This is a genomic window from Microbacterium resistens NBRC 103078 (genome assembly GCF_001552355.1).
Classification (GTDB): Bacteria; Actinomycetota; Actinomycetes; order Actinomycetales; family Microbacteriaceae; genus Microbacterium; species Microbacterium resistens.
Genome location: NZ_BCRA01000133.1, coordinates 1 through 11818 on the forward strand (window position 1 = coordinate 1; position 11818 = coordinate 11818).

The window sequence follows — 11818 nt, forward strand, 5'->3', positions numbered from 1 at the left end:
GTCCAGGGCCCCGCGAACCAGTTCGGCGGTCTGCGCCCTATCGCTCAGGACAGCCCAGACGGCCGTGTGCGCGGCGTCCTCCAGCAGGAGGACGCCGTCCCGGCCATGACTGCGTGCGACCACGCCTCCGGTGAGCGCGGGAGTCGTGGGATGCGCGACGACGAGCGTCGTCTCCGCGCCGGTGCGCCCCGTCGTCGTGCCGAGTTCCTGCCAGGCCTCGTCCCCGCGCCCGCCCTCGCCGAGGAGGCCGCGCAGGGTCGCCGCGGCACGGTGGCGGCGCGTCAGCTCCGTGCGCGCGGTGGGGCGCTGGTGGAAGTCCAGAAGGCCGGCGAGCTCGGTAGCGGCCTCCGCCAGGCGGGGGTCGTGGATCAGTGTCTGCTCCGGATCGCTGATCCAGACCGACCCGAGGAAACGACCGGCGGAATGCAGAGGAACGACGACGCGCGGCAGCATCTGCAGCCCGTCGGGAACCGGCGCCGGGAACGGCGTGTGACGCTCCGCGAGACGCAGGGACGGCATCAGTGCACGGATCTCCGCGACCGGGGTGCGGGTGAGGATCGACTCGCGGCGGACGTCGTCGACCTCGCCGTGGTGCGAGCTGTGCACGACCAGCTCGTCGTGGACGTCGAACAGCGCGAGCGGGGCGGCGAGGCTCGCGGACCACCGCTCGATGCCCGACTGCAGCTCGGACGGCATGGGGTCCCTTCTTGCGACGATTGTCGAAATCGGGCGTCCGGGGTCTCGGCGTCTGTCGATTCCTCGGCCGGCGGACGGTCTGGAACTCTGAGGGAATGGCTTCCCCGACATCCTCCCAGCAACCCCGCCGTCTCGCAGAGCTGCGCGTCGACGAGATCGCGGACTACCTGACCACCCGGGACACGGCGATCATCCCCGTCGGCGCCACGGAGCAGCACGGACGCCACCTCCCGCTCGGCGTGGACGCGATGACCGCGATCGCCGTGGCCGAGGACGCCGCCGCGCAGACCGGCGTGATCGTGACCCCGCCCGTGTGGTTCGGCTGGTCGCCGCACCACATGGGGTTCGCCGGCACGGTGACGCTGCGTCCGGAGACGCTCACGCACCTGATCGAGGACCTCGGTTCGTCCCTGCTGCACCACGGGTTCCGCCGCATCATCGTCGTCAACGGGCACCGTCTCGCCAACCTGCCGCCCCTCGCGATCGCCGCCACGCGACTGCGCGCCGACACCGGAGCGGCCGTGGTGGTCGCCGACCTGGCCCACCTCGCCCAGCCCGAGTACGCGCACTGGGCGCAGACCGAGGGGACCTTCATCGGCCACGCGGACGGTTACGAGACCGGACACATGCTGCACCTGCATCCCGAGCTCGTCGACGCGAGCGCCGTGCCGGAGGATGCCGCTCCCGCGCACCCGCAATCCCTGCGGACGATCGATCCGAGCATCGCGTCGACCCGTGCGGCATGGTGGCCGTCGACCGAGGCCGAGCTCGTCGCGAGCGGCGACGGCAGCAGCGGGCGACCGTCCTGGGGCGACGCCGAGCGCGGGGAGACCCTGCACCGCGCGATGGTCCGGGACTTGGTCGAGCTGATCGGACAGGTGGAGGGGTTCGCCGTCGCGGTGCGCCGACCGGAGGCGCCGCGATGAGCGCCGTGTCCTCGCCGCCGTCCGTCTCGCGGGGCCGGCGTGCGCGGGTCGCGGCCGCGAGCATGTTCGGCACGGTCATGGAGTGGTACGACTTCCTCCTCTTCGGCCTTGCCGCATCGATCGTCTTCGACAGACTGTTCTTCCCGAGCTTCGACCCGGTCACGGGAACCCTGCTTTCGCTGGCGACCTTCGCGGTCGGCTTCGTCGCTCGTCCGTTCGGCGGGATCCTGTTCGGGTCGATCGGGGACCGATATGGGCGCAAGCCGGTGCTCTTCTGGACGATGGCGATCATGGGGACCGCGACGGCGCTCATCGGCGTGCTGCCCACCTACGAGGCCATCGGGGTGCTCGCGCCGATCCTCCTCGTGCTGCTGCGGCTGCTGCAGGGACTCGGCGCCGGCGGCGAGCTCGGCGGCGCCGTGCTCATGCTCGCCGAGTACTCGGACGACCGACGCCGCGGCCTGACCGCCAGTCTCGCCCAGGCGGGCGCTCCGCTGGGGAACCTCCTGGCGACGGGTGTGCTGGCGGTCTTCGCGGGGGTGCTCCCCGAGGACGCGTTCCTGGCCTGGGGCTGGCGGGTGCCCTTCCTCCTCGGCGGGGTCATCGTCCTGGTCGGCCTCTACATCCGGATGAGCATCGCGGAGAGCCCGCAGTTCGCCAAGGTCGCCGCGTCGACCGAGGGGATCGAGCCTCGCCCGGTGCGGACGCTCGTCCGCGACTACCCGAAGCCGCTCCTGCTCGCTCTGGGCGCACGATTCGGGCCGGACGTGGTCGTGTACGTGTTCCTCACCTTCGTCATCACCTATCTCGTCAAGGTGGTCGGGTTCGAGCGCAACGAAGCATTGCTGTGCGTCGCCGTCGGCTCGGTGGCCTGGCTCGTCGGGATCCCCTTGGCGGGGCACCTCTCGGACCGCTTCGGACGAAAGCCGCTCTACGTCGCCGGGTGTCTCGCGACGCTCGTCTGGGCGTTCGCCTTCTTCCCCCTCCTGAACCTCGGCACCATCCCGCTGGCCTCGCTGGCCGTGGCGGTCGGGCTGTTCTGCCACGGCCTCATGTTCGGCCCGCAGGCGAGCTACCTCGCCGAGCTCTTCCCGACCCCGATCCGCTCGACCGGCATCTCGGTCGGATACCAGCTCTCAGGGATCTACGGCGGAAGCCTCGCTCCCGTGATCTCGCTGGCGCTGCTCGACGCCTTCGACAGCTGGGTGCCGATCGCGATCTACATGGGCGTCACCATTGTGATCACGCTCATCGCGCTCGGTCTCAGTCCTGACCGGCGCGGGGCGAGCCTCGACGAGGTGGACGCGGCGGTCGGCGCCTCTCGCTGACGACAGCGGCGGAGACGGATCAGGCCCGGCTGGCGACGAGGTCCGCGTGATGGATCGCGGCGACGTCCGGGTGGGCGCGCAGACGCGACTTCAGCGCGTTCTCCCCGTAGAGGCTGTGGATCGGGTTCGTCGGGTCCTCCGTGACCCCGCGCGCCTGAGCGGCGAGATCGGCGGGCAGGTCGATGATCGGCAGGCGCCGATCCAGCGCGGGGTTGAAGAAGAAGGGGATCGAGATCCGCTCGTCGGGGGCCTGCGGCGACACGACCCGGTGGTTCGTGGCCTTCAGGTAGCCGCCGGTGGCGTACTCGAGGAGCTCCCCGATGTTGACGACGAACGCGCCGTCGACCGGCGGGGCGTCCACCCATGATCCGTCGCGTTCCACCTGCAGGCCGCCCTTGCCCGGCTCCACCCACAGGAGCGTGAGCACGCCCGAGTCCTTGTGTGCGCCGACCCCCTGCTGGGGCTCCGGCTCGTGCGTGCCGGGATAACGCACGATCTTGATCAGCGTCGAGGGCTCGCCGAAGTTCTCCTCGAAGTACGACTCCTCGGCGCCCAGGGCGAGCGCCCAGGCGCGCAGGAGCTTCCGGGCCACGCCCGAGAGGTGCGCGTGCCACTCCTCGACGACCTCGCGGAGCTCGGGCTGGGCCGCCGGCCAGAGGTTCGGGCCGATCAGCCGGTTGAACGCCGGTCCGCCCTCGACCGCCGGACGCTCCGGGCCGATGTCGATCTGCTCCCGCCAGTCGATCTCGCCCTGGGTGCGCTCGCCTCCGATGCGGGTGTAGCCGCGGAAGTGAGGGCTCCGCACGTTCTCGATCGCGAGCTTGTCCTGCTCCGGCAGGGCGAAGAAGTCCTTCGCCGCGCGGTGCAGGCGGCGTTCGAGCTCGGCGGGCACGCCCGTGCCGGTGAGGTAGAAGAACCCGACGTCGTGGGTCGCCGCGCGCAGGTCGTCGCGGAATCCGGCGGCCGCCTCCGGGCCGTCGTCGAGCCGGGACAGGTCGAGGATGGGGAGGGTCAGATCGGTCATGCGTCGAGGCTAGGACGGCCGTCGCGCGGCCGACGGAATGTTGCCGAGGATTACCGTGGGGCGGTCTCTGCGGAGTGTCCCCGCCGAGACCCCCTCTGCACCCCGAGACCCCCTCACCTCCGAGGGGGTTTCGACGTGCAGAGGGGGTCTCGGCAGCGCGTGCACGCGACCGAGGGGAGGGGAGACGAGGCGTCCTCGCCGTGGAGACGCCCCCGCGGACGTGGGATCGCATTCCAGGAAAATCGTGACAAGGTGAGAGAAGAAGCATGAACTGACAGAGACTAGAGAGATGCAGGGGCATAAATGCATGCCAAATCGGATGCGGTGATCTAGGGTGACGGCATGGGCATCGAGCGCGCGGGCCGACCGGGCCGAGGGAGGACGTGGCGGACGCACCGTCTCGCCCTGTCGCTGTGCGCGGCGCTCGCCCTGATCACGAGCCTGCTCGTCCCGGCGTCCGGAACGGCCGTCGCGATGACGGCCATCTCCGAGCCGCAGGGGTACCCGGGCGAGGAGGTCACCGCCCAGGTGCGCAACGACCTGCGCGGTCCGCCCTACGCACCGTGGAACATCACGGCACCTCCGGGGACGGAGATCGTCTCGGCGGCATCGGACAACCCGCCGGGGTCGGTGCCGTTCACCTGCACCGGCGATGCCGCAGCGGTGCATTGCGGCAGCGGTGCCAACGGGGGCTGGGCGGTCGGAAACGTCGTCTCGCTGGTGCTTCGCATCGTCCCTGACGCCGTCGCGGGCGAGACGTCCGGGCGGTCCGAGATCGCGGGGAGCGAGAGCGGCGCCTACACCGTGACGGTGCTGCCCCCGCCGGCGCCCGAGATCGCTGCCCCGTCTCCGGGGAGCACGCGCGAACGGCAGCCGCTGATTTCGGGGACCAAGCGGCCCGGGAACAGCGCCGAGGCGTTCATCGACGATGAACCGGTGTGCGAGGTTCCGGCGGACGGGGAGTCGTCATGGTCGTGTGCTCCGGCGTCCGAGATGCAACACGGCGCTCATCTGATCACGGCGCGCCAGACGAGCCCGGGCGGCGACGTCTCGGATGCGTCGGAGCCCGTCGTCGTCGATGTGCTGGCCGACGCCGCGCTGACCTTGGCTCAGCGTGGACAGGCCACGGCTGAGCCCGGTGAGCGCGTGGAGCGGACGATCACCCTCGTCAACGAGGGGGAGGGGGCCGCCGAGGAGACGCGCGTCGAGGTCGATGGAGGCACCTTTCCCGCCCGGGAGTGCACGCTCGATGGCGATGCTGCGGCGTGTGACGAGCTGGCGCAGGGCCTCGTCGTCGCGACGCTGGAGCCGGGGCGGACCGTCCTCGTGACGGTGGTCGGTCGCATTCCGGAGGGAACGCCGGCGGGGACCGAGTACACCTTCACCGCGCGGGCGCGCTCCGATAGCGACCCCGACTCGCCGGTTCTCAGCACGCGGACGCTGGTCGTCACGGCTCCGACCCCGACACCAATCCCACTCCCAATCCCGACTCTGACGCCGTCCCCGTCCCCGTCCCCGTCCCCGTCCCCGTCCCCGTCCCCCTCGCCGTCACTCACTCCGACGCCGTCACCTCCACCGGTCGTACCGGCTCCTGCCCCTCCGGCTCCTGCCCCTCCGGGGCCCGCTCCGGAGCCGCCGGATCGGGACCCGGGGGCAGGTACGCCGTGGCGCACCTCGCCCCCGGTCGGTTCCGCACCGGTCCCACCGCCGAGGACGCCCGCACCAGCGCGGCCCGTGCCGGTTCCCCCTCCGTCCTCGCCCCGTGCGACCCCGCAGCAGCCGACGGCGGCGTCAGCGACCGTTCCGATGGAGTTCGGCTTTCCCAGAAGCGAGTTGTCCCGGGGTGCGGTATCTGTGATGCGGGGGACGCTGGGCCCGAACCTCCGCGCTGAGCCGATCACCGTCGTGCTGACCGGAGCGATGGGCAAGGGGGCTCGCTATCGTTCCGTCTCTGCGGAGCGAGAGGGGGATCCGATCCCGGGACCCGACCCCTGCGAGGTCGAGATCACGACCTTCCGCTGTGAGCTCGTTCTCGCGCCCGGCGACGAGGTGAGCCTGGCCATCCGGGTGTTCGTGGACGCGCTCAATGCACCGGACACGGTGCGCCAGCGCCTCTCCGCGGCCACCGGTACGGGCGGAGAGTCCCGCGCGACGGTGACCGCGTCCGTGGGCGCTGCGGTCGGGGCGCCCACGGCGGCAGAGGGCCCTCCGGGGTTTGAGATCCTCCGCTTCCCGCTCGCCTTTCTGCCGCTCCTCGCGCTCCTGCTCTACGCCCTCGCCGCGAGCGTCGCCGCTCGATCATCCGACGCTCACCGTCCTCATCCACCCGTCCCCACATCCCGGAGCACCCCATGAGCACGACCACCGACAAGAAGGAAGCCGGCGCGAAGGGTGGCCGACTGACCCGCCTCCGTCGTAACCCGGCGCCTTGGATCGGAGGGATCGCGATCGCTCTCCTCGCGATCTACTACGTGGTCGTCAGCGCGTCCGGGGCGCTGGAGACCTCGGCGGACGTGCCCGTCGCGGGGATGGAGGAGCCCGTGGGCTCCGATTACCTGACCCTCCAGGTCCGCGTCCAGGAGGTCAACCTCACCAACCGTGAGGTCAGTGCGAACATCCTGCCGATCCCGCACGGGTCCCTCGTCGGCGACAAGGCGGGGGAGATGTCGCGGAGCCTGCGCATCGAGATCTCCAGCGCCGGCGTCACCACGTCGGTGGTGACCTATCCCGGGGAGTCGATCGTGGATCCCACGGCGGTCAGCCTCTCACTGGACCGCGGCGACAGCGCCTATCCGTTCGACCGTCCGTTCGCGGACTTCCAGGTGAGCGTGGAGGACGACGACACCGGCGCGAGCGTCCCGTTCCTCATCGACATGGAAAACGCGGCACGCCCCTGGATGCTGTCGGCGTCCGCGGGGGAGCCGGACTCCCAGGGCAAGAAGACGGTCTACCCGCTCACGCTCGACGGGCACCGAGACGGACTGAGCATCACGCTCGTGTCGTTCTACGTGCTCGCGATCATCATCACGACTCTGCTCGCCGTCGTCACGATCGGCAGCGCCCTGCTACAGAAGCGGCTGGAGTTCGCCAACGTCATCTGGCTCTCCGCGACCATGTTGTCCTTCCCCGCTCTGCGCGCGGCGATGCCCGGGGCGCCGCCGATCGGCACCGCTATGGACTTCATCGTCCTGTTCCCGTGCATCTGTCTCATTGCGATCATGCTCGTGTGGACCGGCGGCTACTTCCTCTGGAACGAGAGCTCGATCCTGCGGCGCCGGGACTTGGAGGAGACCGTCGCGGTGGATGCGATGGCCAAGGGGAACAGCGCCGAGGTGCCGACGTTGACCGAATGAGCGCGCGGCCGGCCCGCGTCGGAGCGGGACTCCGACGAAGGCTCCTTCGTCGGCGCGGCCCTCTTCGCCTAGTCGGCGGGTTCGCTCCGCCGCGGGGCGGGAACGGCGGGCGGAGACGCGCTCGGGCCGCGCTTATCGGTCTCCGGACCGGAACGCCGCGAACCGGTCGGGTCGTTGCGATGCCCCTCCTTGGCGGCGAGGGCGCGGTCGGCGAACAGCCACGAGGGACGCGGCTCCACGAGCGGCCGGAGCACCGACCGCACCGGTGCGGTCGAGAGGGCGAAGGCGACGGCGATCGAGAGCAGCACCACCAGCGGAAGCCAGATCCACGTCGGCTCCAGCTCGCGCAGCACCCCGGACTCGCGGAACGGGTACAGCACGAAGGAGTGCAGCAGGTAGACGTACATCGTGTACTGGCCGAAGTGCGTGACCCGGGTCTGGCGCCGAGGGATCAGCACGAAGAACGCCGCGCTGGCCACCAGCGCCAGCGCCATGATCACGAGGCGGACGCCGCCGGCCCACCACTGCTCTCCGCCGAGGTCCGCGTAGGAGTCCTCGTAGAAGAGCCAGTGCCGCAGATCCATGGCCTGCCACACGTCCACCCACCGCCAGCACGCGAACAGCACAGCGGCGAGCACGACGGCCGCGACGACGCGCAGCCAGACCGGACGGAACTCGATCATCCGGAGGCGGCGCACCACGTCGTGCTCGCGCAGCCACCAGCCCAGCGCGAAGAACGGCAGCAGCCCGAGAGTCCGGGACAGGGAGAACGTGCTGTCGACGTTCGGGACGTAGCCGGCGCCGACCGAGATCGCGACGGTCCACAGCAGGGGCCAGCGCAGCAGCGCGAGGTACGGCAGGACGAGTCGGAAGATCCCGAGGGCGAGCAGGAACCACAGGGTCCACGACGGCTGGGTCAGGTTCGGGTCCGCGCGGCCCTCGACGAGCCACTTCGTCAGCCACCACAGCAGTTCGAACACGACGTAGGGGACGAGGATGTCCGTGATCACCCGAGCCATCTGGCGGCGCGTCGGGCTTCCCGACTTGGAGAAGTACCCGGAGATGAGGGCGAAGGCCGGCATGTGGAACGCATAGATCGCGAGGTACAGCGCGAGGGCGATGTCGGAGTCGTACGTCAGGCGCTGGACGGCGTGACCGAGGACCACGAGGACGATGCAGGCGAAGCGCGCGTTGTCCCAGAACGGGACCCGGCGGGAGGCCGGCGCGGCGCGGGGGACCGGGGGTGCGGCCGGCGGCCGCGCTGTGCCGTGCATCCGACGAGCCTAGCGGCCGTCGGGGACGGGATCTGAGAGCCGTCCGCACGCCGGGAATAATGAGGGGGCCACCGCGTTTCACCAGTTATATTCATCTGAATAGAACTGGATGCCGAGGCATCCCGAGCGGAGAGAACAGTGAACGAGCAGATCGGTACCGTCGACACCAGCGGCATGCAGTTCGGCCTGATGTCGGTGAGCGACATCACCCAGGACCCGGTCAGCGGGAAGACGCCCAGCGAGGCCGAGCGCATCCAGGCGACCCTCACGATCGCCAAGCACGCGGAGGAGGCGGGGCTGGACGTCTTCGCCATCGGCGAGCATCACAACCCGCCGTTCTGGTCCTCCAGCCCGACGACGTTCCTCGCGGCGGTCGCGGCGCAGACGGAGCGGCTCATCGTCTCCACCTCGACGACCCTGATCACGACGAACGATCCGGTGAAGATCGCCGAGGACTACGCCATGCTGCAGCACGTCTCGGGCGGTCGCATGGACCTCATGATGGGCCGGGGCAACACCGGGCCCGTGTACCCGTGGTTCGGACAGGACATCCGTCAGGGCCTCCCGCTCGCGATCGAGAACTACGCGCTCCTGCACAAGCTCTGGCGGGAGGACGTCGTGGACTGGGAGGGGAAGTTCCGCACGCCCCTGCAGGGCTTCACCTCCACCCCGCGTCCGCTGGACGGAGTGGCGCCGTTCGTGTGGCACGGCTCGATCCGCACGCCGGAGATCGCCGAGCAGGCCGCCTACTACGGTGACGGCTTCTTCGCGAACAACATCTTCTGGCCGAAGGAGCACTACCAGCGTCTGATCGAGCTGTACCGCCAGCGGTATGCGCACTACGGCCACGGCACTGCCGAGCAGGCCATCGTCGGACTCGGCGGGCAGGCGTTCATCCGCCCGAACTCGCAGGATGCCGTGAACGAGTTCCGTCCGTACTTCGACAACGCCCCGGTCTACGGACACGGACCGTCGATGGAGGACTTCACCGAGATGACCCCGCTCACCGTGGGGTCGCCCCAGCAGGTGATCGACCGCTACGCCGCCATGCGCGACCACTTCGGCGACTACCAGCGCCAGCTGTTCCTGATGGACCACGCGGGCCTGCCCCTCAAGATCGTCCTGGAGCAGATCGACCTGCTCGGCGGCGAGGTGGTCCCGGTGCTGCGCAAGGAGCTGGCCAAGAACCGGCCGGCGACGGTTCCTGACGCCCCGACGCACGCCGCGCGGGTGAAGGCCGTGTACGGCGACGGCCCGACGCGCCAGGCGCGCCCGGGAGCGAACCGCGGGGACAACCTCACCGCCGGGTCGCCGTACCAGGCCGGCGGAGCGGTTCCGCCGGCCGCGGGGTCGGCGTTCGGCGCCGCCGCCACGAAGGGAGCGAACTGACATGGACGCACGTCGTATCGCCGTCGTCTCGGCGGGGCTGTCGAACCCGTCGTCGACCCGGATGCTCGCCGATCGCCTCGCGGCGGAGACGGCCAAGGCCCTGGCGGAGCGTGACATCGAGGTGTCGGTCGACGTGATCGAGCTGCGCGACCTCGCCCACGACATCACGAACAACCTGCTCACGGGCTTCGCGCCCCCGGCGCTCGAGACGGCGATCAACACCGTCGTCTCCGCCGATGCGGTGATCGCGGTCACGCCGATCTTCTCGACGAGCTACTCGGGGCTGTTCAAGTCGTTCATCGACGTGCTCGACCCCGATGCGCTCACCGGCACCCCGGTGCTCATCGGGGCCAACGCCGGCACCGCCCGGCACTCGCTCGCGATCGACTACGCGATCCGTCCGCTGTTCACCTACCTGCACGCGGAGCCGGTGCCGACGGGCGTGTTCGCCGCCTCCAGCGACTGGGGCGCGAACGCGGACGACGTCGCTCCGTTGAGCTCGCGGGTCGAGCGCGGCGCCCGGGAGCTCGCCGAGGCGATCGCCCGCCGGGAGCCGGCGGGCGGTGCGGATCCGTTCGACCCGGCGACGTACCTCGGCCAGGGGAAGTCCTTCGGGCACCTGCTCGGCGGTCTCGCCGGAGAGTGAGCGGGGCGTACCCGGGTGGTTCGGGGCGCGGGGTGGGGCTGATCGGCCCCACCCCGCGCCCCGATCGTCGGTATCGGACCCCGATCAGCCGATCGCGTCGAGGCTGGTGAGCGTGCCGGACACGGCGTCGGCGAGCTCGCGCCCCTTCACGGCGAAGTGCCGGCTGAAGTAGTCGCTGTGCTCCTGGTGCCCGTGGAAGTGGTGCGGCGTCAGCACCGCTGAGAACACCGGGACGTCCGTGTCGAGCTGCACCCGCATGAGCGCGTCCACGACCGTGGCGGCGACGAAGTCGTGCCGGTAGATCCCGCCGTCCACGACCAGCGCGCTGGTGGCGACGGCGGCATATCGGCCGCTGCGGGCGAGACGCGTCACGTGCAGGGGGATCTCGAAAGCGCCGGGGACGCGGAACACGTCGACGTCGTCGAGACCGAGCTCGCCGAGACGGGCGATGAACGCCGTCACGGCCTCGTTGACGATCTCGGCGTGCCACTGCGCGGCGACGATGGCGATCTTGGACATGAGGGAACCTCTTTCCGTCCTCTCTCATCCGGACTGTGACCGTCGGCCCCGGGTTCGCACCGGGTCGGCGGTCCCCGCCATGGGGACCGTTCGCGGGCTCGCGCGGACAACGCCGCGACACCGCCGGTGGGGATTTCCGCCCCGCCCTGAGGACGGCTACGACGCTACCACCGGCGACCGTGCGATCCTGTCGGCGGCACCATGGCTCAGTGCTCAGCACCAGCCGGTGTCACTCAGTACCAGCCGGTGTTCTCGGAGTGCTGCCACGCACCGCACGGGGAGCCGTAGCGGTCCGCGATGTAGCCGAGCCCCCAGTCCACCTGCGTGCGCCCGTTGGTCCGCCAGTCCGGGCCCGCGCTCGCCATCTTCTCGCCGGGCAGCGCCTGCGGGATGCCGTAGGCGCCGCTGGACGGGTTCATGGCATCGGCGCGCCAGCCGGACTCGCGGTTCCACAGCAGCACCAGGCACTCGAACTGGTCTCCGCCCCACCCCCATCCGGCGAGGGCGCCGCGCGCGTAGTCCTGGGCGCCCTGGGGATCGACGATCACCTCGGGCGGTGCCGGAGCCGGTTCGGGCGCGGGCTCCGGGGCGGGCGCGGGGGCCGGTTCGGGCTCCGGTGCCGGGGCGGGTGCCGGTGCGGGATCGCCTCCGGGTGCCGGGGCC

The 11818-nt window shown here is 70.8% G+C and carries 11 protein-coding genes and 1 riboswitch; of the genes, 6 read left to right on the top strand and 5 right to left on the bottom strand.

Annotated elements, in window-relative coordinates:
* Positions 1-696 (bottom strand): hypothetical protein (locus tag MR1_RS16950; RefSeq protein WP_217996244.1); only part of this gene is annotated, 696 nt, incomplete at its 3' end.
* Between the two features lie 95 nt (positions 697-791).
* On the opposite strand from MR1_RS16950, the gene MR1_RS16955 reads away from it, so the two are divergent.
* On the top strand, positions 792-1622 hold the full coding sequence (locus tag MR1_RS16955; RefSeq protein WP_067249713.1) for a creatininase family protein: 831 nt from the start codon (positions 792-794) through the stop codon (positions 1620-1622).
* A complete protein-coding gene (locus MR1_RS16960; protein WP_067249715.1) occupies positions 1619-2950 on the top strand; it encodes an MFS transporter in 1332 nt (443 codons plus the stop codon). Before MR1_RS16955 ends, MR1_RS16960 begins: the two co-directional genes overlap by 4 nt.
* Before the next feature lie 19 nt (positions 2951-2969).
* On the opposite strand, the gene MR1_RS16965 is transcribed toward MR1_RS16960, so the two are convergent.
* Entirely contained in the window at positions 2970-3974 is a 1005-nt protein-coding gene (locus tag MR1_RS16965) for an isopenicillin N synthase family dioxygenase (RefSeq protein ID WP_067249718.1), read from the bottom strand.
* Between the two features lie 342 nt (positions 3975-4316).
* Between MR1_RS16965 and MR1_RS16970 the strand changes: the two genes are divergently transcribed.
* Together MR1_RS16970 and MR1_RS16975 are read left to right on the top strand one after the other, a co-directional pair.
* The gene (locus MR1_RS16970; RefSeq protein ID WP_067249721.1) at positions 4317-6329 is read left to right on the top strand and encodes a COG1361 family protein; all 2013 of its coding nucleotides are present in this window, start codon (positions 4317-4319) and stop codon (positions 6327-6329) included.
* Positions 6326-7327, top strand: coding sequence for a DUF4436 family protein (locus MR1_RS16975; protein ID WP_067249724.1), 1002 nt, complete (start codon positions 6326-6328; stop codon positions 7325-7327). The genes MR1_RS16970 and MR1_RS16975 overlap by 4 nt, the downstream gene beginning before the upstream one ends.
* A gap of 68 nt (positions 7328-7395) precedes the next feature.
* Here MR1_RS16975 and MR1_RS16980 read toward each other — a convergent pair whose 3' ends face one another.
* On the bottom strand, positions 7396-8601 hold the full coding sequence (locus tag MR1_RS16980; RefSeq protein ID WP_067249727.1) for an acyltransferase family protein: 1206 nt from the start codon (positions 8599-8601) through the stop codon (positions 7396-7398).
* Between the two features lie 174 nt (positions 8602-8775).
* Here MR1_RS16980 and MR1_RS16985 point away from each other — a divergent pair, with 174 nt between their 5' ends.
* A complete protein-coding gene (locus MR1_RS16985; protein WP_157518323.1) occupies positions 8776-9990 on the top strand; it encodes an LLM class flavin-dependent oxidoreductase in 1215 nt (404 codons plus the stop codon).
* Between the two features lies 1 nt (position 9991).
* Positions 9992-10636 carry an FMN reductase gene (locus MR1_RS16990; RefSeq protein WP_067249732.1) on the top strand — a complete coding sequence of 215 codons (645 nt, stop codon included), beginning with the start codon at positions 9992-9994 and terminating at the stop codon, positions 10634-10636.
* Positions 10637-10720: 84 nt separating this feature from the next.
* Here MR1_RS16990 and MR1_RS16995 read toward each other — a convergent pair whose 3' ends face one another.
* Both MR1_RS16995 and MR1_RS20245 read right to left on the bottom strand, forming a co-directional pair.
* Positions 10721-11155 (bottom strand): 6,7-dimethyl-8-ribityllumazine synthase, encoded by a 435-nt coding sequence (locus tag MR1_RS16995; RefSeq protein ID WP_067249735.1) that lies wholly within the window; start codon positions 11153-11155, stop codon positions 10721-10723.
* Between the two features lie 12 nt (positions 11156-11167).
* Positions 11168-11313, bottom strand: a riboswitch (FMN riboswitch).
* A 75-nt stretch (positions 11314-11388) separates the two neighbouring features.
* On the bottom strand, positions 11389-11818 hold a 430-nt coding region (locus MR1_RS20245; protein WP_457920434.1), incomplete at its 5' end, for an aggregation-promoting factor C-terminal-like domain-containing protein.